3 protein-coding genes are annotated in these 26,478 nt (G+C 74.3%); all 3 read left to right on the top strand.

Translation table 11 applies throughout. From position 1 onward, the window contains the following. On the top strand, positions 1 to 13,433 hold a 13,433-nt coding region (locus IE274_RS38245), incomplete at its 5' end, for a type I polyketide synthase (protein ID WP_190120564.1). A gap of 30 nt (positions 13,434 to 13,463) precedes the next feature. Then, positions 13,464 to 23,846: a type I polyketide synthase gene (locus IE274_RS38250; RefSeq protein ID WP_372447007.1), complete on the top strand. Its 10,383-nt coding sequence runs from the start codon at positions 13,464 to 13,466 to the stop codon at positions 23,844 to 23,846. A gap of 154 nt (positions 23,847 to 24,000) precedes the next feature. Beyond that, a partial coding sequence (locus IE274_RS38255; protein WP_190120566.1) for a type I polyketide synthase occupies positions 24,001 to 26,478 on the top strand: 2,478 nt, incomplete at its 3' end.

A 26,478-nucleotide genomic window follows, 5' to 3' on the forward strand; every position in this document is an offset into this window, starting at 1 on the left:
ACACCCCGATGGACGCGGGCTATTGGTACCGCAACCTCCGCCAGACCGTCCTCTTCGAGCACGCCACCCGCGGCCTCCTCGACGAAGGCCACGGCCTGTTCCTGGAGATGAGTCCCCACCCCGTCCTCACCGTCCCCGTCCAGGCCACCATCGAGGCCGCGGGGCGCGAGGAGGCCGCCGCGGCACTCGGCTCCCTGCGCCGCGACGACGGCGGCGCCGACCGCCTCGCCGCCTCCCTCGCCGAAGCGCACACGCACGGCGCCGAGTTGGACTGGAAGGCCCTCCTCCCCGGCGCCCACGCCACCGTCGACCTCCCCACGTACCCCTTCCAGCGTGAGCGCTACTGGCCGAAGGCCGCGCCCGCCGGGGCCGGGGACGTGGTGTTCGCGGGCCTTCGGGCCGCCGGGCATCCGCTGCTCGGGGCCGCCGTGGCGCTCGCGGACGCGGACGGCTACCTGTTCACCGGGCGCCTTTCGACACAGACGCACCCGTGGCTCGCGGAGCACGCGGTCGGCGGCACGATCCTGCTGCCCGGCACGGCCTACGTGGAACTCGCCCTGCGCGCGGGCGACGAGGTCGGCTGCGGCCACCTCGAAGAGCTGACCCTGGAAGCACCCCTCGTCGTCCCCGAGCAGGGCGGCATCCAGCTCCAGATCTCGGTGGGCGGCCCGGACGACACCGGGCGTCGCGAGCTGAGCCTGTTCGCGCGCCCGCAGGACGACACCGACGACACCCCCTGGACACGCCACTTCACCGGCAGCCTGCTGCCGACCGCCCCCACCCCCGCGGCCGGGGCCGCCGACCTGTCCGTGTGGCCGCCCGCCGGGGCCGAGCCCGTCGACGTGTCCGACCTGTACGAGCGCCTGACCGCCAACGGGCACGGCTACGGCCCGCTCTTCCAGGGCCTGCGCGCCGCCTGGCGACAGGGCGCCGACGTCTACGCGGAGATCGACCTGTCGCAGGAGGCGCACGCCGACACGGAGTCCTTCGGGCTGCACCCGGCGCTCTTCGACGCCGCGCTGCACGCCATCGGCCTCGGTGACTTCATCGCCCGCACCGACCGCGCGCACCTGCCGTTCGTCTGGTCCGGCGTCACCCTGCACGCCACCGGGGCCACCACGCTCCGCGTGCGCGTCGCCGCCGCCGGGGCGGACACCGTCACGCTGCTGGCCGCCGACGCCACCGGACAGCCCGTCGTCTCCGTCGGGTCGCTCGCGCTGCGCGCCCTGTCGGAGGAGCAGCTCGCCGGTTCGGCACGGCGCGACGCGCTGTTCCAGGTGGAGTGGACGACCGTCGACACCTCGGCGGACACGGCCGGGCAGCTCGCCTCGGCGGCACTCCTCGACGACAGCACCCCGGGCGCGGGCGACGCCCTGCCCTTCGTACGGCGGACCTACGCGGACCTGGAGTCCCTGACCGCCGCGCTCGACGACGGCGCCGAGGCGCCCGCGACGGTGTTCCTGCCGCTCCTGACGACCGACGACGCGGACCGCACAGCCGAACTCGGCTCTGTGCGGCCTCAGGTGGAGCGGGCGCTCGCACACGTGCAGGGCTGGCTCGGCGACGAGCGGTTCGAGGAGTCCCGGCTCGTCGTGGTGACGCGCGGCGCGGTCGCCGCCACCGCCCCGGACCCCGTGGCCGCCGCCGTGTGGGGCCTGCTGCGCTCGGCGCAGTCCGAGCACCCGGGCCGCTTCGTCCTCCTGGATCTCGACCCGGCCAACGGCGCCGACGACGCCGTGGAGGCGCTGGCCGCCGCCGCCCTCGTGATGGACGAGCCCGAGGTGGCGCTCCGCGACGGCACCCTGCGCGCACCGCGCCTGACCCGCGTACCCCTCACCGAGGCCACTGCCGAAGCCGACGCCACCACCGGCACCACCGACGCCTGGGGCGAGGGCACCGTCCTCATCACCGGCGGCACCGGCACCCTCGGCAGCCTCATGGCCCGCCACCTGGCGACCCGGCACGGCGTCCGCGACCTGCTCCTCGTCTCCCGCCGGGGCGACGCCGCCCCCGGCGCCGCCGAACTCCGCACCGAACTGGAGGAGTCGGGCGCCCGCGTGCGCCTCGCGGCCTGCGACACCGCCGACCGCGGCGCCCTCGCCGTCCTCCTGGACGAGGTCGGCGCCGAGCTGTCCGCCGTGGTGCACGTCGCCGGAGCCCTCGACGACGGTGTCGTCACCGCCCTGACGCCCGAGCGCCTGGACACGGTCCTGCGCCCGAAGGCCGACGCGGCCCTGCACCTGCACGAGCTGACGGCCGGCCTGGACCTGTCCGCGTTCGTCCTGTTCTCCTCCGCCGCCGGCGTCTTCGGCACCCCCGGCCAGGCCAACTACGCCGCAGCCAACGCCTACCTGGACGCGCTCGCCCAGCACCGCCGTGCCCATGGACTCCCCGCGACCTCCCTCGCCTGGGGCCTGTGGGCCGAGGCCAGCGAAATGACCGCCCACCTCGGCGCGGGCGAACTGGACCGCAGGACGCGCGCCGGAGCGGCCCCCCTCACCTCCGCGGAGGGCCTGGACCTCTTCGACGCCGCGCACGCCGCCGGGCAGCCCCTGACCGTGCCCGTCCGCCTCGACCTCGCGGGCCTGCGCACCCAGGCCGCCGCCGGCGGCGAAGTACCGCCGCTGCTGCGCACCCTGGTCCGCGCCCCCCAGCGACGCACCGCCGCCGGTGCGGACCGGCAGGAGGGCTCCGCCCTCGCCCAGCGCCTGGCCGCCCTGCCGGAGGCGGACCGCGAGCAGGAAGTCCTCACCCTCGTACGCGGCCACGCCGCCGCCGTCCTCGGCTACCCGTCGGCCGACGCCATCGCGCCCGACCGCGCCTTCCGCGAGGTCGGCTTCGACTCGCTCACCGCCGTCGAACTGCGCAACCGCCTCACCGCGGCGACCGGTCTGCGCCTGCCCGCCACCCTCGCCTTCGACTACCCGGCCGCCACCGTCCTGGCCCGCCACATCCTCGAAGAGGTCCTGGGCACGGACGAGCGGGCACTCGCCCCGGGTGCGGCACGCCCGACGGCGGCCGTGGCCCCCGCCGACGACGACCCGATCGTGATCGTGTCGATGAGCTGCCGCTACCCCGGCGGCGTCGCGAGCCCCGAGGACCTGTGGCGCCTCACCGCCGACGGCGTGGACGCCATCGGCGACCTGCCCGGCGACCGGGGCTGGGACGTCGACGCGCTCTACGACCCCGACCCGGACCGCGCCGGTTCCTTCTACACCCGCGAAGGCGGCTTCCTCTACGACGCCGCCGACTTCGACCCGGCCTTCTTCGGCATCTCGCCGCGCGAGGGCCTGTCCATCGACCCGCAGCAGCGGCTCCTCCTGGAGACCACCTGGGAGGTGTTCGAGCGGGCGGGCATCGACCCGGCGACGGCCCGCGGCAGCTCGACCGGCGTCTTCGTCGGCGTCATGTACAACGACTACGCCACCCACCTCCTGAGCGCCCCCGGCGGCCTCGACGACCTGGAGGGCTACGTCGGCAACGGCAGCGCCGCGAGCGTCGCCTCCGGCCGCATCTCGTACTCCTTCGGCCTCGAAGGCCCCGCCGTCACGGTCGACACGGCCTGCTCGTCGTCCCTCGTGGCGCTGCACCTCGCCGCCCAGGCACTGCGGCAGGGCGAGTGCGACATGGCCCTCGCGGGCGGTGTCGCCGTCATGTCGACGCCCGGCACGTTCATCGAGTTCAGCCGCCAGCGCGGCCTCGCCGCCGACGGCCGCTGCAAGTCCTTCGCGGCCGCCGCGGACGGCACCGGCTGGGGCGAGGGCGTCGGCGTGCTCCTCCTGGAGCGCCTGTCCGACGCCCGCCGCAAGGGCCACCGCGTCCTCGCGGTCGTCCGCGGCTCGGCCGTGAACCAGGACGGCGCCAGCAACGGACTGACCGCCCCCAACGGCCCGGCCCAGCAGCGCGTCATCCGCGCCGCCCTCGCCAACGCGGGCCTCGCCCCCGACGACGTGGACGCGGTCGAGGCGCACGGCACGGGTACGACGCTGGGCGATCCGATCGAGGCACAGGCGCTGCTCGCCACGTACGGCAAGGAGCGCGCGGCCGACCGACCCCTGTGGCTCGGTTCGCTGAAGTCCAACATCGGCCACACCCAGGCCGCCGCCGGTGTCGCCGGTGTCATCAAGATGGTCATGGCGATGCGCGAAGGCGTGCTGCCCCAGACCCTGCACGTCGACGCGCCGACCCCCGAGGTGGACTGGACGGCGGGCGCCGTCGAGCTCCTCACCGAGGCCCGTGAGTGGGTCGAGCGGGACGGCGGCGCGCCGCGCCGCGCCGGTGTCTCCTCCTTCGGCGTGAGCGGCACCAACGCCCACGTCATCGTCGAGCAGGCGCCGACCGCCACCGAGCCGGTGCGGCCGGACGAGCCGTCGGACGGCGCCGAGCCGCTGCTGTCCGTGGTGCCGCTCGCCCTGTCGGCGAAGACCCCGGAGGCGCTGCGGGCGCAGGCCGGACGGCTGCGGGAGCGGCTGCTCGCGGACACCGGGCTTCCACTGGGCGATGTCGCCTGGTCGTTGGCGGTGGCGCGGTCGCGGTTCGAACACCGGGGTGTCGTCGTCGGGCGTGACCGGCAGGAGGTTCTCGCGGGGCTGGCGCAGCTGGCCGAGGGTGACCTCACGGCTGCCGGTGTGGTCGCCGGGCGGGCAGTGGGTGCCGGGCGCGCGGTGTTCGTGTTCCCGGGGCAGGGGTCGCAGTGGGCCGGGATGGCGCGTGAGCTGCTCGACTCCAGTCCGGTGTTCGCCGAGCGGATGCGGGAGTGCGCCGCCGCTCTGTCCGAGTTCGTGGAGTGGGACCTGCTTGAGGAGCTGAGCGGGGACAACTTCGACCGGGTGGATGTGGTGCAGCCGGTTCTCTTCGCGGTGATGGTGTCGCTGGCCGAGGTGTGGCAGGCGGCCGGGGTGAAGCCCGCCGCCGTTGTCGGTCACAGCCAGGGTGAGATCGCGGCGGCCTGTGTCGCGGGCGCACTCGGTCTGCGGGACGCGGCCCGCGTGGTGGCGCTGCGCAGCCTGGCGATCCGGGAGCTGTCGGGCAAGGGCGGCATGGTCTCCGTACCCCTGCCTGAGCAGGACGTCCGGGAGCTGATCACCGCGTGGGACGACCGGATCTCCGTGGCGGCCGTGAACGGCCCCGCCCAGGTGGTCGTCTCGGGTGAGCCCGACGCGCTGGAGGAGCTGGTCGCGCAGTGTGTGGCCCGCGATGTCCGGGCGCGGACGATCCCGGTGGACTACGCCTCGCACTCCTCGTACGTGGAGCAGATCGAGGAGCAGATCGCTGAGGCGCTGGCCGGGGTGGACCCGCAGGCGGCCGAGGTGCCCCTGTTCTCAACGCTGACGGGGGAGTGGCTGGACGTCAACACCCCGATGGATGCCGGGTATTGGTACCGCAACCTCCGCCAGACCGTCCTCTTCGAGCACGCCACCCGCGGCCTCCTGGCCGAGGGCCACGGGCTGTTCCTGGAGATGAGCCCGCACCCGGTGCTCACCGTTCCGGTGCAGGCGACGATCGACGCGACCGACAGCCAGGCCGTCACCCTCGGCTCCCTCCGCCGTGACGACGGGGGCGCGGCCCGGCTGCTCGCCTCGATCGCCGAAGCGCACGTGCACGGCGCCGAGTTGGACTGGAAGGCGCTCTTCCCGGGCGCCCGCGCCACCGTCGACCTGCCCACGTACGCCTTCCAGCGCCAGCACTACTGGCCCGACTTCGCGGTCCCCGAGGACGCGACGCCGACGGCCGTGGACGAGGTGGAGGCACGCTTCTGGGACGCCGTGGAGCGGGAGGACCTGGCGGGTCTGACCGCCGAGCTGGAGGTGGCGGACGGCACCGCCGCCGGGCTCGGCGAGATGCTGCCCGTCCTGTCGTCCTGGCGGCGGCAGCGCCGTGAGCGCTCCACCGTCGACGGCTGGCGCTACCAGGTCGCCTGGAAGCCCCTGACCGGCGGCGCCCTGCCGACGTCCGGGCTCTCCGGGCGGTGGCTGGTCGTCCTGCCCGAGGGCGCGGCGGAGCAGCCGTGGGCGGCAGGCGCCGTCGAGGCCCTGGAGCGCGCCGGTGCGGAAGCCGTCGAACTGCGCGTGACGGACGCCGAGCTGACGCGTGAGGCGCTGGCCGCGCGGCTCACTGCGGCCGTCGCCGGTGACCTGTCCGGTGTGGTGTCCCTGCTCGGCCTCGACGAGGCCGCGCACACGGAGCACTCCGGTGTGCCGGTCGGCCTGGCCGGGACCCTGGCGCTGGTGCAGACCCTCGGCGACGCCGGAATCGGCGCGCGGCTCTGGGCGGTCACCCGGGGCGCGGTGTCGACCGGTCGCAGCGACCGCCTGGAAGCCCCGACGCAGGCGCAACTGTGGGGTCTGGGCCGGGTCGTGGCCCTGGAGCACCCGGACCGCTGGGGTGGTCTGATCGACGTTCCGTCGGCGTACGACACCCGCGCGGGCGCCCGCTTCACGGCGGCCCTCGCCGGAGTCGCGGACGAGGACCAGCTCGCCGTGCGCGGCTCCGGAGTCCTCGTGCGCCGCCTGGTACGGGCCGAGTCGGCCGAGACGTCGAAGAAGTGGACGGCGCGCGGCACGGCGCTGGTCACCGGTGGTACGGGTGCGATCGGCGGGCATGTGGCGCGCTGGCTGGCCCGCGCGGGCGTCGAGCACCTGGTCCTGACGAGCCGTCGTGGCCCGGACGCGCCCGGTGCTGCTGAACTCCGTGCGGAACTGGAGGAGTTGGGCGCCGAGGTCACTCTCGCCGCCTGCGACATCGCCGACCGTGACGCGGTCGCCGCACTCCTGGACGGCTTGGCCGCCGACGGCCGCACCCTGCGCTCCGTCTTCCACGCGGCGGGCGTCGGCCAGACGCAGCCCCTGGACGGCATGACCGCGACGGACATCGCCGCCGTCTTCGGCGCGAAGACGGCCGGGGCCACGCACCTGGACGAGCTGCTCGACACCGACGAGCTGGACGCGTTCGTGCTGTTCTCGTCCAACTCCGGTGTGTGGGGCGGCGGTGGCCAGGGCGCGTACGCGGCGGCCAACGCCTACCTGGACGCCCTCGCCGAGGCCCGTCGCGCGCGCGGCCTCACCGCCACCTCCGTCGCCTGGGGCCTGTGGGCCGGTGGCGGCATGGCCGGCGACGAAGGCACGGAGCACCTGCGGCGTCGCGGCCTGGCCGCGATGGCGCCGGAGCGTGCCGTGGCCGCGCTGGCGCAGGCGGTCGCGTACGACGAGACGTTCCTGGCCGTCGCCGACCTGGACTGGGAGCGGTTCGCGCCGTCGTTCACGTCCGTGCGGACGAGCCCCCTCATCGGGGACCTGCCGGAGGTCCGGCGCGCGCTCGCCGAGCCCGACGCCACCTCGGCCACGGACAAGAAGGGCGCCACCGGCTCCGAGTGGGCCGACCGCCTCGCCGACCTGTCGACGGCGGAGCAGGAGCGGCTGCTGCTCGACCTGGTGCGCGGGCAGGCGGCCTCGGTGCTCGGCTACGCGGGCGCGGAAGCGGTCGAACCCAGCCGGGCCTTCCGCGAGTTGGGCTTCGACTCGCTCACGGCCGTCGAGGTGCGCAACCGCCTCGCCACCGCCACCGGCCTGAAGCTGCCCACCACTCTCGTCTTCGACTACCCCACGTCGGCCGTCCTCGCGGGCCACCTGCGCACGCAGCTCGTGGGCGAGCAGGGCGCCGGGCGCACCGCCACAGGCGCGACCGTGACCCCGGCCGGAGCGGCGGGCGCCGACGACGACCCGATCGTCATCGTGTCCATGAGCTGCCGCTACCCCGGCGGCGCCACCAGCCCGGACGCCCTCTGGGACCTCCTCGCCGAGGGCACGGACGCCATGTCCGCGTTCCCCGGCGGCCGCGGCTGGGACCTGGACGCCCTCTACGACGCCGACCCCGAGCAGCGCGGCACCAGCTACGCCCGCCAGGGCGGCTTCCTCTACGAGGCCGACCAGTTCGACCCCGTCTTCTTCGGGATCTCCCCGCGCGAGGCCCTGGCCATGGACCCGCAGCAGCGGCTCCTCCTGGAGACCTCCTGGGAACTCTTCGAGCGCGCGGGCATCAACCCGGCGACGCTGCACGGCAGCCAGGCCGGTGTGTTCGTCGGCGCGTCCTCGCAGGGCTACGGCTCGGGCCTGCAGGAGACCCCCGAAGGCGTTGAGGGCTACCTCCTCGCGGGCGGCGCGACCAGCGTCATCTCCGGCCGCCTCGCCTACTCCTTCGGCCTCGAAGGCCCGGCCGTCACGGTCGACACGGCCTGCTCGTCGTCCCTCGTCGCCCTGCACCTGGCGGCCCAGTCCCTGCGGCAGGGCGAGTGCGACCTCGCCCTCGCGGGCGGCGTCACCGTCATGTCCAACCCCGGCGCCTTCATCGAGTTCAGCCGTCAGCGCGGGCTCGCGGCCGACGGCCGCTGCAAGGCCTTCGCGGAGGCGGCGGACGGTACGGGCTGGGGCGAGGGCGTCGGCCTGCTGCTCCTGGAGCGGCTTTCGGACGCCCGGCGCCAGGGTCATCAGGTGCTGGCTGTCGTCCGCGGGTCCGCTGTGAACCAGGACGGCGCGAGCAACGGCCTGACCGCCCCCAACGGTCCGTCGCAGCAGCGCGTCATCCGCGCCGCACTCGCCAACGCGGGCCTGTCCGCCAGTGACGTGGACGCCGTCGAGGCCCACGGCACCGGCACCACGCTCGGCGACCCGATCGAGGCGCAGGCCCTCCTCGCCACCTACGGCCAGGAGCGCTCCGACCAGCCGCTGTGGCTCGGCTCGGTGAAGTCCAACATCGGCCACACCCAGTCCGCCGCCGGAGTCGCGGGCATCATCAAGATGGTCATGGCCATGCGCCACGGCGTACTGCCGCAGACCCTCCACGTGGACGAGCCGAGCACCCATGTGGACTGGGAGGCCGGGGCGGTCGAGCTGCTTACGGAGGCCCGGGAATGGGCCGCGCGCGAGGGCGGTGCGCCGCGTCGTGCGGGCGTGTCGTCGTTCGGTGTCAGCGGAACGAACGCCCACGTGATCGTGGAGCAGGCGTCGGTGGCGGAGCTGCCCGCCGAGGTGGCCGAGCCCGTCGGTGCGGCGCCGGTCACGGCGGTCGTGCCGTGGGTGGTGTCGGCGCGCAGCGCGGACGCCCTGCGGGCGCAGGCCGAGCGTCTTCGGGAGCACGTCGCCGGGCGCGCGGAGCTCGATCCGGTCGCCGTGGGCTGGTCGCTGCTTTCGGGCCGTGCGGTCCACGAACACCGGGCGGTCGTGCTCGGCGAGGGACGGGAGGAGTTCCTGACCGGCCTGGAGGTGGTGGCCTCCGGCGAGCAGGGGGTGGTGACCGGTTCCGTGGCCGAGGGGCGTCTCGGGGTCGTGTTCACGGGCCAGGGCAGTCAGCGGGTCGGTATGGGCCGGGAGTTGTACGAGACGTTCCCGGTGTTCGCCTCGGCGCTGGACGAGGTGTGTGCGCATCTGGATGGGCAGCTAGAACGTTCGCTCCAGGACGTCATGTTTGGTACGGATGTCGAGCTGTTGGAGCGGACGGAGTACGCGCAGCCCGCGCTGTTCGCGGTGGAAGTCGCTCTTTACCGCCTGGCTGAGTCCTTCGGCGTACGCCCCGAGATCGTCGGCGGGCACTCGATCGGTGAGCTGGCCGCCGCGTATGTGGCCGGGCTGTGGTCCTTGGAGGATGCGGCCCAACTGGTCGCTGCGCGTGGTCGGTTGATGCAGTCGCTGCCCGAGGGCGGGGCGATGCTCGCGGTGCAGGCGGCCGAGGCGGAGGTACTGCCGCTGCTGGCGGGCCTGGAGGACCGGGCCGGTGTGGCGGCCGTGAACGGCCCGTCGCAGGTGGTCCTCTCCGGCGACCGCACGGTCCTGGAGGACGTGGAGGAGAAGCTGCGCGCCGAGGGCCGCAAGGTCCGCTGGCTCAAGGTCTCCCACGCCTTCCACTCGCCCCTGATGGACCCGATCCTTGCGGACTTCCGCAAGGTCGCCGCGAACCTGACCTACCAGGACACCGTCCTGCCGGTCGTCTCGAACCTGACCGGGCAGCTCGCCACCCCGGACGAGCTGACGGACCCCGACTACTGGGTCCGCCACATCCGCGAGGCCGTCCGCTTCCACGACGGCCTGGGCACCTTCACCGCGCAGGGCACGGCGACCCTGCTGGAGCTGGGCCCCGACTCCGTCCTCACGGCGATGGCGCACGACACGATCACCGACCCGACGGCGCAGGCCGGTCTCGTCGCGGCCCTGCGCAAGGACCGCCCGGAGCCGGACGCGTTCCTGACTGCCCTCGCCAAGGCGCACGTACGCGGAGTCGACGTCGACTGGTCCCCGCTCTACGCGTCGCCGCAGTCGCGTCGCCGCGTCGACCTCCCCACGTACGCCTTCCAGCACCAGGGCTACTGGCTCCGGCAGACCGCAGCCGCAGCCGACGTCGAGTCGGCGGGGCTCGTCTCCGCGGAGCACCCGCTCCTCGGCGCCGGGATGCCGCTGGCCGACACCGACGGCTATGTCTTCACCGGACGGCTTTCCCTGGCCACGCACCCGTGGCTGGCGGATCACGCCGTGGCCGGGCGGGTGCTGCTGCCCGGCACCGCGTTCGTCGAGCTGGCCGGGTACGCGGGCCGGCAGGTCGGGTGCGGCACGCTCGACGAGCTGACGCTCGGCGCGCCGCTGGTGCTGCCCGAACAGGGCTCCATCCAGGTGCAGTTGAAGGTCGAGGCGCCCGACGCCACCGGCCGCAGGCCCCTCAGCCTGCACTCCCGCCCGGAGCCGGGTGCCGCCGCCGAGGGACTCTCGGCCGACAGCTGGACCAAGAACGCCACCGGCACCCTGACCGAGTCCGCACCGGACGCCGCCGCTGCCGCGTCCGTCGCGTCCGCCGACCTGACCTCGTGGCCGCCGCGCGACGCGGAGCCGCTGGCGGTCGACGGGCTGTACGGAGAGCTGGCCGAGGCGGGCTTCGACTACGGGCCCGTGTTCCAGGGCCTGCGCGGAGCCTGGCGGCGCGGCGACGAGGTGTTCGCCGAGGTCGCGCTGCCGGCGGACGAACACACGTCGGCCGGTTCCTTCGGCCTCCACCCGGCGATCCTCGACGCCGCCCTGCACGCCCGCGCCGCCGGCGCGGTCACGCAGAGCGAAGCCGACCTGAAGCCCACGGCGGGCGGGCTGCCCTTCACCTGGACCGGTGTCACGCTGCACGCCGCCGGAGCCGCCACCGTCCGCGTCCGCCTCGTGCCGAACGGCACGGACGGCGTCGCCCTGGAGGTCGCGGACACCACCGGCATCCCGGTCGCCTCGGTGGCCGCCCTCGTCTTCCGCCCCATGTCCAAGGAGCTCATCGAGCAGATGAGCGGGGCCGACCCGCATACGGACTCGGTCTTCCGCGTCGAGTGGAAGCGACAGCCCGTCGCCGCCGAGCCGGTGTCCCTGGCGGTGCTCGGTGCCGCGGGTGCGGTGCCGACGGCGACGTCGTACGCCGATCTCGCGGCGTTGGGCGTGGCCGTGGCCGCGGGCGGGGAACTGCCGGAGGCCGTGGTGTGGTCGCCCGGTGGGTCGCGGGCCGCTGGTCGCGACGGCCTGGCCCGCCCCGAGGATGTCGCCGGGACACTGGTCGAGGCGCTGGGTGTGGTGCAGGCGTGGCTGGCCGATGAGAGGTTCGAGGCGTCGCGGCTCGTGGTGCTGACGCGGGGTGCGGTCGTGGCCGACGGGGCCGGTGCCGCCGGTGCCGCGCCGGATCCGGTCGCCGCCGCGGTGTCGGGCCTGGTGCGCTCGGCGCAGTCGGAGCACCCGGGCCGGTTCGTCCTGGCCGACGCGGGCGCGGACGTGGACACGTACGCAGACGTAGACGTAGACGCGAAGGCTGACGGGCCCGCCGCCCCGGCCGCCGACCCCGCCACCGGCCCGGTCAGCGAGTCCCTGCTGGCCGCCGCCCTCGCCTCCGGCGAGCCGGAAGTCGCCCTCCGCGACGGCGAGGTGTGGGTCCCGCGCCTCACCCGGGCCGCCCTCACCCCGGCCGGAGAGGCCCCCGCCTCCTGGTCCACCGGCACGGTCCTGGTCACCGGCGCCTTCGGTGGCCTGGGACGGGTCGTCGTCCGGCACCTCGCCGAGCGGCACGGCGTCCAGGACCTGCTCCTGGTGTCGCGCCGCGGCCTCGGCGCCGCCGGAGCCGCGGAGCTCCAGGCCGAGTTGAGCGATCTTGGCACCGCCACCACCGTCGCGGCGTGCGATGTCGCCGACCGCGACGCCCTGGCCGCGCTCCTCGCGGAGCGGGGCGCGGGCCTGACGGCGGTGGTGCACGTCGCCGGAGTCCTGGACGACGGCGTCGTGACGTCCCTGACCCCCGAGCGTCTGGCGACGGTCCTGCGCCCGAAGGTGGACGCGGCCCTGAACCTGCACGAGCTGACGGCCGACCTGGACCTGTCCGCGTTCGTCCTGTTCTCCTCGGCCTCCGGCGTCTTCGGCGGCCCCGGGCAGGCCAACTACGCGGCGGCCAACGCCTACTTGGACGCGCTCGCCCAGCACCGCGGCGCCCACGGCCTCCCGGCCACGTCGCTCGCCTGGGGCCTGTGGGCCCAGGACAGCGACATGACCGGCACCCTGGCCGACGCGGACCTCAAGCGGATGGCGCGGGGCGGCGTCCTCGCACTCGACACCGACCAGGCCCTCACCGTGCTCGACCTCGCCCCGGCGAGCGAGCACCCGGCCCTCGTACCGATGCGCATCGACACCGCCGCGCTCCGCACCCAGCCGCCGGAGGCCGTGCCCGCACTGCTCAGCGGACTGGTCCGGCCCACGGTCCGGCGCGCGCGGACCGGCACGGACACGGCGGCCTCGGCCGTCCGCACCGAGTCCCTCGCGGACCGGCTCGCGGGCCGTCCGGGCGCCGAGCGTGACCGGATCCTGCTCGACCTCGTCCGCACCCATGTGGCGGGCGTGCTCGGCTACGCGTCACCGAACGCCGTCGAGCTGAGCCGCGGCTTCCTGGAGCTCGGCTTCGACTCCCTCACGGCCGTCGAACTGCGCAACCGCCTCACCGCGGAGACCGAACTCCGGCTGCCCAGCACGCTGATCTTCGACTACCCGAACCCGGCGGCCCTCGCCGAGCACCTGTCGGAGGAACTGCCCACCACGGCCGGCGCGCTCCCCGGCGGCCCCGTCGACCCAGGCGACCTGGACGGCGAGCTGGACCGCCTGGAGAGCGTCCTGAAGGCCGCGGGCGACAGCGCGGGCGGCACCGAGAGGGACCGCGTCGCCGACCGGCTCCGCTCCCTCCTCACGGCCTGGGACACCTCCCGCCCCACCGACCGCGGCACCGCCGCGGACGACGACCGGGAGCGCGAAGAACTCGAAGGCGCCACCGCCGACGAACTCTTCGACCTGCTCGACAACGAACTTCAGACCCCTTCGGAATCACATCCGAACAGCTCAGACACCGGCTCGGACACCGACCGTCCCGGCCGCTTCGAGGAGGCGCTGTAAATGGCGGACGAGGAGAAGTACCTCGATTACCTGAAGCGGGCGACGGCTGATCTGCGCGACGCCCGCCGCCGGGTGCGCGAACTGGAGGACAACCGCCAGGAGCCCGTGGCCATCGTCGGCATGAGCTGCCGCTACCCGGGCGGCGTCAACACGCCGGAAGACCTGTGGCGCCTCGTCGCCGACGGCACCGACGCCATCTCCCCGTTCCCCACCGACCGCGGCTGGGACACGGACGAACTGTTCGACCCGGACCCCGACAACCAGGGCACCAGCACCACCGCTGAGGGCGGCTTCCTCTACGACGCCCCCAAGTTCGACGCCTCCTTCTTCGGCGTCTCGCCCCGCGAGGCCCTCGCGATGGACCCGCAGCAGCGCCTCCTCCTGGAGACCGCCTGGGAGGCCATCGAACGCGCGGGCATCGACCCGGTCGCGCTGCGCCGCAGCCGCACCGGTGTCTTCGCCGGTGTCATGTACTACGACTACGCGACACGCCTGCACGCCCTGCCGGAAGGCGTCGAGGGCTACATCGGCACCGGCAACGCGGGCTCCGTCGTCTCCGGCCGCGTCGCCTACACCCTCGGCCTCGAGGGCCCGGCGGTGACGGTCGACACGGCCTGCTCGTCGTCCCTGGTCGCCCTGCACCTCGCCGCGCAGGCGTTGCGCCAGGGCGAGTGCACCCTCGCGCTCGCGGGCGGCGTCACCGTCATGCCCACGGCGGGCACCTTCGTCGACTTCAGCCGCCAGCGCGGCCTGTCGACGGACGGCCGCTGCAAGTCCTTCGCCGCGTCGGCGGACGGCACCGGCTGGGGCGAGGGCGCGGGCCTCCTGCTCCTCGAACGCCTCTCGGACGCACGCCGCAACGGCCACAAGATCCTCGCCGTCGTCCGCGGCTCCGCCGTCAACCAGGACGGCGCGAGCAGCGGCCTGACCGCCCCCAACGGCCCCTCCCAGCAGCGCGTCATCCGCGACGCCCTCACCAGCGCCGGCCTGAAGCCGGACGACGTGGACGCCGTCGAGGCCCACGGCACCGGCACCACGCTCGGCGACCCGATCGAGGCGCAGGCCCTCCTCGCCACGTACGGCAAGGAGCGTTCCGCGGAACGGCCGTTGTGGCTGGGCTCGTTGAAGTCCAACATCGGGCACACGCAGGCCGCCGCCGGTGTCGGCGGTGTCATCAAGATGGTCATGGCGATGCGCGAGGGCGTCCTGCCCAAGACCCTGCACGTGGACGAGCCGACACCCCAGGTGGACTGGGACGCCGGAGCCGTCGAACTCCTCACCGAGTCCCGCGAGTGGCCGGGCCGCGAGGGCAGCGGGCCGCGTCGCGCGGGCGTCTCGTCCTTCGGCGTGAGCGGTACGAACGCGCATGTGATCGTGGAGCAGGCGCCGGGGGAGGAGTCGGCGTCCGGCGAGGCCGTGTCGCCTTCCGCTGTTTCTTCGGTGGTGGCGGGTGTGGTGCCGGTGGCGTTGTCGGCGAAGTCGCCGGAGGCGCTGCGGGCGCAGGCTGTGCGGGTGCGTGAGCTGCTGTCGGCGCGGGGTGGCCTGGAACTGGGCGATGTGGCGTGGTCGTTGGCGGTGTCGCGGTCGCGGTTCGAGCACCGGGGCGTCGTCCTCGGCCGGGACCGGGACGAGGTCCTTGCCGGGCTGGCCGAGCTGGCGCAGGGTGACCCGACCGTGCAGAACGTCGTCATGGGCCGGGCGCTGGGTGGCTCGGCCCGGCCGGTGTTCGTGTTCCCGGGACAGGGGTCGCAGTGGGCCGGGATGGCCCGTGAACTCCTGGACTCCAGCCCGGTGTTCGCCGCCCGCATGCGGAAGTGCGCGGACGCCCTGTCCGAGTTCGTGGACTGGGACCTGATCGAAGAGCTGAACGGCGAGCGGTTCGACCACGTCGACGTGGTCCAGCCGGTCCTCTTCGCGGTGATGGTGTCCCTGTCCGCTGTCTGGCAGGCGGCGGGCGTCGAGCCCGCCGCTGTGGTCGGTCACAGTCAGGGTGAGATCGCGGCCGCGTGTGTCGCGGGTGCCCTGTCGCTCCAGGACGCAGCCCGCGTGGTGGCCTTGCGGAGTCTGGCCATTCGTGAGCTGTCCGGCAAGGGCGGCATGGTCTCCGTGCCCCTGCCTGAGCAGGAAGTTCGCGAGCTGATCGCCGCCTGGGACGGCCGCATCGAGCTTGCCGCCGTCAACGGGCCCGCCCAGGTCGTCGTCTCCGGTGAGCCGGACGCGCTGCAGGAGCTGGTCGCCCAGTGCACCGCGCAGGACATCCGCGCACGCACCATCCCCGTGGACTACGCCTCGCACTCCTCGTACGTCGAGCAGATCGAGGCCCAGATAGCCCAGACGCTGGCTCCGGTGACCCCGCAGTCGGCCGAGGTCCCGCTGTACTCGACCCTCACCGGCGCCTGGCTGGACGCCAACACGCCGATGGACGCGGGGTATTGGTACCGCAACCTCCGTCAGACGGTCCTCTTCGAGCACGCCACCCGCGGCCTCCTGGCCGAGGGGCACGGCCTGTTCCTGGAGATGAGCCCGCACCCGGTCCTGACAGTCCCGGTGCAGGCGACGATCGACGCCACCGAGAGCCCCGCGGCCACCCTCGGCTCCCTGCGCCGCGACGACGGCGGTGCCGACCGCCTCGCCGCCTCCCTCGCCGAAGCACACGCGCACGGCGCCGAGTTGGACTGGGCGGCCCTCTACCCGGGCGCCCGCACCGCCGTCGACCTCCCCACCTACCCCTTCCAGCGTGACCACTACTGGATGGTGGCCCCGGACGACGACGCGGACGACGAGAGCGCGCCGCGCGTGGACGAGGTCGAGTCGCGGTTCTGGGAGGCCGTGGAGCGCGAGGACCTGGAGCAGTTGACGGCCACGCTCGTCGATGTGGACGAGCGTTCGCTGAGCGAGGTCCTGCCGGGGCTCGCGTCCTGGCGGCGGCAGCGGCGCGAGCGGTCCACGCTCGACGGCTGGCGCTACCGGGTCACCTGGAAGCCGCTGCCGAGCGGACTTTCCGCCGCCGCGCTCCCGGGCCGCTGGCTCGTCGTCGTACCGGAGAGCGCCGCGCGGCAGGAGTGGGCGACCGGTGTCGTCGACGCGCTGACGCAAGCCGGTGCGGATGTCACGGAACTGGCCGTGGCCGCGCAGGAGTTGACGCGTGAGGCCCTGGCCGAGCGCCTGCGGCAGGCAGTGGCGGAGAACGGCGCGGAACCGGCCGGTGTCGTGTCCCTCCTCGGGCTCGACGCTTCCCCGCACGCGGAGCACCCGGGCGTTCCCGTCGGACTCGCGGGCACCGTCGCGCTGGTGCAGGCCCTCGGCGACGCCGGGATCGCGGCACGCGTGTGGGCGGTGACCTCCGGCGCGGTGTCCACGGGGCGCAGTGATCGCCTGGAGGCCCCGACGCAGGCGCAACTGTGGGGTCTGGGCCGGGTCGTGGCCCTGGAGCACCCGGACCGCTGGGGTGGTCTCATCGACCTGCCGCAGTCGTTCGGCGAGCGTGCCGCTGCGCGGTTCGCGGCGGCCGTGGCGGGCGCCGGTGACGAGGACCAGCTCGCGGTGCGGGACACGGGTGTGTTCGTACGCCGCTTCGTGCGGGCGCCCCTTGAGGTGAGCGCGGGCGCGGGTGTGGACCCGGAGTGGACGGGGCGCGGCACGGCGCTGGTCACCGGTGGTACGGGTGCGATCGGCGGGCATGTGGCGCGCTGGCTGGCCCGCGCGGGCGTCGAGCACCTGGTCTTGACGAGCCGTCGTGGCCCGGACGCGCCTGGCGCTGCTGAACTCCGTGCGGACCTGGCGGAGTTGGGCGCCGAGGTCACCCTCGCCGCCTGCGACATCGCCGACCGCGACGCGGTCGCCGCACTCCTGGACGGCTTGGCCGCCGACGGCCGCACCCTGCGCTCCGTCTTCCACGCGGCGGGCGTCAGCCCGGCGCACACCGTCGAGGACATGGCTCCCGCCGACATCGCGGACGTTTTCGGCGCGAAGACGGCCGGGGCCACGCACCTGGACGAGCTGGTGGACGGCGAGTCCCTCGACGCGTTCGTGCTGTTCTCGTCCAACTCCGGTGTGTGGGGCGGCGGTGGCCAGGGCGCGTACGCGGCGGCCAACGCCTACCTGGACGCCCTCGCCGAGGCCCGCCGCGCACGCGGCCTCACCGCCACCTCCGTCGCCTGGGGCGCCTGGGGCGGCAGTGGCATGGCCGCGGCCGAGGAGGCCGAGGAGCACCTGCGGCGCCGGGGCGTGACGGCGATGGCGCCCGAGCGCGCCGTGGCCGCGCTGGCTCAGGCGATCGCGTACGACGAGACGTTCCTGGCCGTGGCGGACCTGGACTGGGATCGGTTCGTGCCCTCGTTCACGTCGGTGCGTCCGAGCCCGTTCCTCGGGGACCTGCCGGAGGTGCGGCGGGCGCTCGCCGAGCCCGGGACGGCTGCCGCGGCGGGCACTCGGGACGCGGGCACGGGCCCGGAGTGGGCCGAGCGGCTCGCGGGGCTCGCGGAGCGGGAACAGGAGCGGCTGCTCCTGGACCTGGTGCGCGGGCAGGCGGCCTCGGTGCTCGGCTATGCGGGCGCGGAGGCGGTCGAACCGGGCCGGGCCTTCCGCGAGTTGGGCTTCGACTCGCTGACGGCCGTCGAGGTGCGCAACCGCCTCGCGTCCGCGACCGGCCTGAAGCTCCCCACGACCCTCGTCTTCGACTACCCGACGTCGGCCGTCCTCGCGGGCCATCTGCGGGCGCAGCTGACGGGCGACGACAATCCGGGCGCGGCCCCGGTCGGCACGCTCGTCCCGGCCGGGCCGGGCGCCGGAGTCGAGGACGACCCGATCGTCATCGTGTCCATGAGCTGCCGCTACCCCGGCGGCGCCACCACCCCGGACGCCCTCTGGAACCTGGTCTCCGAAGGCACCGACGCCATCTCCGTCTTCCCCGCCGACCGAGGCTGGGGCCCCGACGGACTCTTCCAGCCCGAAGAGGGCCGCACCGCCGAGACGAGCTTCGCCGCGCAGGGCGGATTCCTGTACGACGTCGCCGAGTTCGACGCCGGACTGTTCGGCATCTCCCCGCGCGAGGCCCTGGCCATGGACCCGCAGCAGCGGCTCCTCCTGGAGACCTCCTGGGAACTCTTCGAGCGCGCGGGCATCGCCCCGTCGGCCCTGCACGGCAGCCGCACCGGCGTCTTCGTCGGAGCCTGCGCCCAGGGCTGGGCCGCGGGCCTCGCCAACGCGCCCGAAGGCGTCGAGGGCTACCTCATGACGGGCGACGCCACCAGCGTCATCTCCGGCCGCCTCTCGTACTCCTTCGGTCTCGAAGGCCCGGCCGTCACGGTCGACACGGCCTGCTCGTCGTCCCTGGTGGCCCTGCACCTGGCCGCGCAGGCGCTGCGCCAGGGCGAGTGCGACATGGCCCTCGCGGGCGGCGTGACCGTCATGGTCAGCCCCGCCGCCTTCCACGAGTTCAGCCGCCAGCGCGGCCTCGCCGCCGACGGCCGCTGCAAGCCCTTCGCGGAAGCGGCCGACGGTACCGGCTGGGGCGAGGGCGTCGGCCTGCTCCTCCTGGAGCGCCTGTCCGACGCGCGCCGCAACGGCCACGACGTCCTGGCCGTCGTCCGTGGCTCCGCCGTGAACCAGGACGGCGCCAGCAACGGCCTGACCGCCCCCAACGGCCCCTCCCAGCAGCGCGTCATCCGCGCCGCACTCGCCGGGGCCGGACTTACCGGCGCCGACGTCGACGCCGTCGAAGCCCACGGCACGGGCACCACGCTCGGCGACCCCATCGAGGCGCAGGCCCTCCTCGCCACCTACGGCCAGGATCGGCCGGAGGACCAGCCGCTGTGGCTGGGCTCCATCAAGTCCAACATCGGGCACACCCAGTCCGCGGCCGGTGTCGCGGGCATCATCAAGATGGTCATGGCGCTGCGGCACGGCGTACTGCCGCAGTCTCTGCACGTGGACGAGCCCAGCACGCACGTCGACTGGTCGGCGGGCGCCGTGGCGCTGCTCTCCGAGGCCCGCGCCTGGCCCGAGGCCGGGCGCCCCCGCCGCGCGGGCGTCTCCTCCTTCGGCGTGAGCGGCACCAACGCCCACGTCATCGTCGAGCAGGCCCCCGCCGAAGAGCCCGCCGCCGTGACCACGCCGGTCACCGGCTCCCCTGCGACCGCCCTGCCCTGGCTGGTGTCGGCACGCAACGCCGACGCCCTGCACGCCCAGGCCGACCGCCTCCGCGAGCACGCGGTGACACACGCCGACGCCGACCCGGTCGCCGTCGGCTGGTCGCTGCTCTCGGGCCGCTCGGCCCTGGAACACCGTGCCGTCGTCCTCGGCCGGGGACCCGGACAGTACTTGACCGGATTGGAGGCACTGGCCTCCGGCGCCGGCGGTCCGGGCGTGGTGTCGGGTGCGGTGGTCGAGGGCCGCCTGGGTGTCGTGTTCACGGGGCAGGGCAGTCAGCGGGTCGGTATGGGACGTGAGTTGTACGAGGCGTTTCCGGTGTTCGCGGATGCGTTGGATGAGGTGTGTGCGTACCTGGATGGGCAGCTAGAACGTTCGCTCCAGGACGTGATGTTTGGTGCGGATGCCGAGCTGTTGGAGCAGACGGGGTACGCGCAGCCCGCGTTGTTCGCGGTCGAGGTGGCCCTGTTCCGGCTGGCCGAGTCCTTCGGTGTACGGCCCGAGGTCGTCGGCGGCCACTCGATCGGTGAGCTGACCGCTGCGTACGTAGCGGGGTTGTGGTCCCTGGAGGACGCGGCTCAACTCGTTGCCGCGCGCGGTCGGTTGATGCAGTCGCTGCCCGAGGGCGGCGCGATGCTCGCGGTCCAGGCTGCCGAGAGCGATGTCCTGCCGCTCCTTGAGGGCGTCGCCGATCGTGCGGGCGTCGCGGCGGTGAACGGGCCGTCGCAGGTGGTGCTCTCCGGTGACCGCACGGTCCTGGAGGGCCTGGAGGAGAAGCTGCGCGGCGAGGGTCGCAAGGTCCGCTGGCTGAAGGTCTCCCACGCCTTCCACTCGCCGCTCATGGATCCGGTCCTGGAGGACTTCCGCCAGGTCGCCGAGAAGCTGACGTACCAGGACACCGTCCTGCCGGTCGTCTCGAACCTGACCGGTCAGCTCGCCACCCCGGACGAGCTGAAGGACCCCGGCTACTGGGTGCGGCACGTCCGCGAGGCCGTCCGGTTCCACGACGGCCTGGGCACCTTCTCCGCGCAGGGCGTGTCCAGCTTCTTCGAGCTGGGCCCCGACTCGGTCCTGACGGCGATGGCGCACGACACGATCACCGACCCGGCCGCGCAGTCCGGTCTGGTCGCGGCCGTGCGCAAGGACCGGCCCGAGCCGGACACGTTCCTGGCGGCGCTGGCTCAGCTCTACGTGCGCGGTGTCGAGGTCGACTGGGCACCGCTGTACGCCCCGGCCGGGGTCCGCGAGCGCGTGGACCTGCCGACGTACGCCTTCCAGCGGCGCCGGTACTGGCCGAGTGCGGCCGTCGGCGCGGTCGGCGATGTGTCGGGTACGGGGCTCGCCTCGGCCGAGCACCCGCTGCTCGGGGCGGCCGTGCCGCTGGCGGGCACGGACGGATACCTGTTCACGGGGCGTCTGTCGGTGGCCACGCACCCGTGGCTCGCCGATCACGCGGTCGCCGGGCGGGTGTTGCTGCCCGGGACGGCGTTCGTGGAGCTGGCTGTGCGGGCCGGTGACGAGGTCGGTTGCGGGGTGCTTGAGGAGCTGACGTTGGCGGCTCCGCTGGTGCTGGCCGAGCGGGGTGCCGTGCAGGTGCAGGTCAGCGTGGGCGCTGCCGACGACGACGGGCGGCGGAGCGTCGCCCTGCACTCCCGCGAGGAGCGGGACGAGTACCCCAACAACGCTGCCGACGGCGGCTGGACCGCCCACGCGAGCGGTGTGCTCTCCGGCGGCCAGCCGCAGGCCGAGTTCCGGCTCGCCGAGTGGCCGCCGCGTGACGCCGCCGAAGTCGACGTCGAGGACCTGTACCGGCACCTGACGGAACTCGGCTTCGCCTACGGAGACGCCTTCCAGGGGCTGCGTGCCGCCTGGCGACGCGGCGACGAGGTCTTCGCCGAGGTCGCCCTGCCGGAGGAGCAGCACCAGAACGCCGAGTCCTTCCGCCTGCACCCGGCCCTCCTGGACGCGGCCCTGCACGTGCTCGGCCTCGGCGTACTCCGCGACGACACGGAGGCCGACGGCGGCGAAAGCGGCGGCGCGCGGCTGCCGTTCGCCTGGACCGGCGTCTCCCTGCACGCCACCGGCGCCTCCGCCCTGCGCGTCCGGCTGACCCCGGCGGGCGACGGCGGCGTGTCCCTGGCCGTCGCCGACGGCCTCGGCGAGCCGGTCGCCACCGTGGGCTCCCTGGTGTTCCGGCCGGTCGAGGTGGACCGGCTCGGGGGCGGGGCGGCCGACGACTCGATGTTCCACGTCGCGTGGCAGCGGCAGGCCGTGGCGCCCGCCGAGCAGGTGCCGGTGGCGCTGCTCGGTGCGGGCGGTGCGGGCGGAGCGGTGTCCGGGGTGGCGCGGTCGTTCACGGACCTCGCGGCGCTGGGTGCCGCTGTGGACGCGGGGGAGGAGGTTCCGGCGGCGGTGGTGTGGCCGGCCGGTCTCCTGGAGGCCGGTGCGGTGCGGGCCGACGCCTCGCGGGTCCCCGCCGTCGACGGCCGCGATGGCCTCGTGCGGCCGGAGTCCGTCTCGGCGGCGCTCGCCGAAGCCCTCGCCGTCGTGCGGGCCTGGCTCGCCGACGAGCGGTTCGCCGACGCGCGGCTCGCCGTGGTGACGCGGGGCGCGGTGGCGGCCGGTGACGTGGTGGCCGATCCGCTGGGCGCCGCGCTGTGGGGTCTGGTGCGGTCGGCGCAGTCCGAGCATCCGGGACGGTTCGTCCTCGTGGACACATACGTCAACGCGGCCGCAGAGGTGGACGGGGGCGTGGTCACCGACTCGACACTGGCCTCCGTGCTGGCCTCGGGCGAACCCGAAGTGGCGCTGCGGGACGGCGAGGTGTGGGTGCCGCGACTGGCTCGCGTCACCGCCGCCCCGGCCGCCGACGTCGCCGCTCCGTTCGGCACGGGCACCGTCCTCGTGACGGGCGCCTTCGGCGGTCTCGGCCGCGTCGTGACGCGGCACCTGGCCGAGCAGCACGGCGTACGCGACCTCCTCCTGGTCTCCCGCCGAGGCAACGACGCGGCGGGAGCGGCCGAACTCGCGGCAGAACTCGCCGAGTTGAACGCCAGCGCGACGGTGGCCGCGTGCGACGTCGCCGACCGTGACGCGCTGGCCGCTCTGCTGGAGAAGGCGGGCGGTGAGCTGTCGGCGGTCGTGCACGTGGCGGGCGTACTCGACGACGGTGTGATTACGTCGCTGACGCCGGAGCGCCTGGACACGGTGCTGCGTCCGAAGGTGGACGCGGCCCTGAACCTGCACGAGCTGACGGCCGGCCTGGACCTGTCCGCGTTCGTCCTGTTCTCCTCCGCCGCAGGAGTCTTCGGCGGCGCCGGACAGGCGAACTACGCGGCGGCCAACGCCTTCCTGGACGCGCTCGCGGCCGCCCGCCGGGCCCAGGAACTGCCCGCGACCTCCCTCGCGTGGGGCCTGTGGGCGCAGGGCAGCGACATGACCGACGGCCTGGCCGGGGCGGACCTGGAGCGCATGGCGCGCGGCGGCGTCGCCGCGCTGTCCACCGAGGAGGGCCTGACCCTCCTGGACACCGCCGTGACCCTGACCTCCCCGCTGAACCCGACGGCCCCGGAGGTCCCCGCCGCCCTCGTTCCTCTCCGCCTGGACACCGCGTCCCTGCGGGCCGCGGACACCGAGGCGGTACCGGCGCTGCTGCGCGGCCTGGTCCGCGCCCCCCGCAGGCGGTCCGCCGCCGGTACGGCGTCGAGCGCGCCCGCCGGGGAGGCCCCCCTGCTCGCCCAGCTCACCGGGCTCGACGCGGCGGAGCGCGACAAGGTGCTCACCGAACTGGTCTGCACCCACGTGGCGGCGGTCCTCGGCTACGAGTCCGCGGCCGCCGTGGAGGCCCACCGCGCCTTCCGGGAACTCGGCTTCGACTCCCTCACCGCCGTCGAACTGCGCAACGCCGTGAACGGGGCCACCGGCCTGCGCCTGCCCGCCACCCTGATCTTCGACTATCCGACCCCGGCCGCCCTCGCGACCCACCTGGCCACCGCCCTCCCCTTGGGCGAAGGCCCGGGCGGCGGCGGACCCTCGGTGCTCGACGAACTGGACCGCCTGGAGTCGTCGTTGCTGGCGATGGAGACGGACAGCATCGCCCACTCGAAGATCACCATCCGGCTGCAGACCCTGCTGTCGCGCTGGAGCGCCCCGCAGGCCCAGCGAGCCAAGGGCACCGGCCCGGCGGACGACGACCTGGACCTGGCCGCCGTCTCGGACGAGGACCTGTTCAGCGCGCTCGACGACGAACTCGGACTCGACTGACGTGCCCGGGACCGCGGCGACCCCCGAAACCCCCGCAGCGCCCGAAGCGCTCGGTGAACCACCCGAAGTACCGCTCGAAGAACTGCCCGAAGTGCACCGCACGACCAGCGCCACCAGCGCGGCCTTTATCAACACCACGAGGAGCTGACGTCAGATGTCGAACGAGGAGAAGCTTCGGGATTACCTCAAGCGGACGACATCCGACTTGCGTCAAGCTCGTCGCCGTCTGCGTGAGGTGGAGGAGCGGGACCAGGAGCCCATCGCCATCGTCGCGATGAGCTGCCGCTACCCCGGCGGCGTCCGCACCCCGGAAGAGCTGTGGCAGCTCGTCTCCGAGGGCACCGACGCCCTGACCCCGTTCCCCACCGACCGCGGCTGGAACGCGGACGCGCTGCACGACCCGGAACCGGGCGGCGACGACACCCCCTACGCCCGCGTGGGCGGATTCCTGCACGACGCCGACCGGTTCGACGCCCCGTTCTTCGGCATCTCGCCGCGCGAGGCGCTGGCCACCGACCCGCAGCAGCGCCTGCTCCTGGAGACCTCCTGGGAGCTGTTCGAGCGCGCGGGCATCGACCCGGCCACGCTGCGCGGCAGCCACACCGGTGTCTTCGCCGGTGTCATGTACCACGACTACGCGTCCCGGCTGCACTCCGTGCCGGAGGACGTCGAGGGCTACCTCGGCACCGGCGCGTCCAGCAGCATCGTGTCCGGCCGGGTCGCCTACACCTTCGGTCTCGAAGGCCCCGCCGTCACCATCGACACGGCCTGCTCCTCCTCGCTCGTCGCCCTGCACCTCGCCATCCAGGCGCTGCGCCAGGGCGAGTGCTCGCTGGCGCTCGCGGGCGGCGTCACCGTGATGTTCACGCCCGGTACGTTCGTCGACTTCAGCAAGCAGCGCGGCCTCGCCTCCGACGGCCGCTGCAAGCCGTACGCCGACGCGGCGGACGGCACCGGCTGGGGCGAGGGCGCGGGCCTGCTGCTCCTGGAGCGGCTGTCCGACGCCCGCCGCAACGGGCACCAGGTCCTCGCCGTCGTCCGTGGCTCCGCCGTGAACCAGGACGGCGCCAGCAACGGCCTGACCGCCCCCAACGGCCCCTCCCAGCAGCGCGTCATCCTCCAGGCGCTCGCCAACGCCCACCTGGCCCCCGAGCAGATCGACGCCGTCGAGGGCCACGGCACCGGCACCACCCTGGGCGACCCGATCGAGGCCCAGGCCCTGATCGCCACGTACGGCCAGGACCGCCCCGCCGACCGCCCGCTGTGGCTCGGCTCCGTGAAGTCCAACCTCGGCCACACGCAGGCCGCCGCCGGTGTCGCGGGCATCATGAAGATGGTCCTGGCGATGCGGGCGGGCGTCCTGCCGCAGACCCTGCACGTCGATGAGCCGAGCACGCACGTCGACTGGTCCGTCGGCGCCGTGGAGCTCCTGACCGAGGCACGCGAGTGGTCGGAGCGCGAGGACGGCGTGCCGCGCCGCGCCGGTGTCTCCTCCTTCGGTGTCAGCGGTACGAACGCCCACGTGATCGTGGAACAGGCTCCCGCGGAGGAGCCCGAGGCAGCCGTCGAGGGTCCCGAAGGCCCCGTGGCCACCGCCCCGGTCACCCCGGCGACCGCCCTCCCGTGGCTCGTGTCCGCCCGCAGTGCCGACGCCCTGGGCGCCCAGGCCGCCAGGCTCCGCGAGCACGTCGCCGCCCGCACCGACCTCGACCACGCCGACGTCGGCTGGACCCTCCTGTCGGCCCGCGCCCTGCACGAGCACCGCGCGATCGTCTTCGGCCAGAACCGGGAGCAGTTCCTCACCGGCCTGGAGTCACTGGAGGCGCCGAAGTCCGACGCCCCCGCGGTCGTCTCCGGAGCCGTCGCCGAGGGGCGCCTCGGCGTCGTCTTCACCGGCCAGGGCAGTCAGCGGGTCGGTATGGGCCGGGAGTTGTATGAGGCGTTTCCGGTGTTCGCGGATGCGTTGGATGAGGTGTGTGCGCATCTGGATGGGGAGCTAGAACGTTCGCTCCAGGACGTGATGTTTGGTGCGGATGCTGAGCTGTTGGAGCAGACGGAGTATGCGCAGCCCGCGCTGTTCGCGGTCGAGGTGGCCCTGTTCCGCCTGGCCGAGTCCTTCGGTGTACGGCCCGAGGTCGTCGGCGGGCACTCGATCGGTGAGCTGACGGCTGCGTATGTGGCGGGGTTGTGGTCGCTGGAGGACGCGGCTCAACTGGTCGCTGCGCGTGGTCGGTTGATGCAGTCGCTGCCCGAGGGCGGGGCCATGCTGGCCGTCCAGGCCGCGGAGGCCGACGTCCTGCCGCTCCTTGAGGGCGTGGCCGACCGTGTCGGTCTGGCCGCCGTCAACGGCCCCGCCCAGGTGGTGCTCTCCGGTGACCGCACGGTCCTGGAGGGGCTGGAGGAGAAGCTTCGCGCCGAGGGCCGTAAGGTCCGCTGGCTGAAGGTCTCCCACGCTTTCCACTCGCCCCTGATGGACCCGGTCCTGGACGACTTCCGCGCGGTCGCGCAGGGTCTGACGTACCAGGACCCGAAGCTGCCCGTCGTCTCCAACGTCACCGGCGAACTGGCGGCGCCCGCCCAGCTCAAGGACCCCGACTACTGGGTCCGCCACATCCGCGAGGCGGTCCGCTTC

It is taken from the genome of Streptomyces flavofungini, from assembly GCF_014650815.1.
GTDB lineage: Bacteria > Actinomycetota > Actinomycetes > Streptomycetales > Streptomycetaceae > Streptomyces > Streptomyces flavofungini.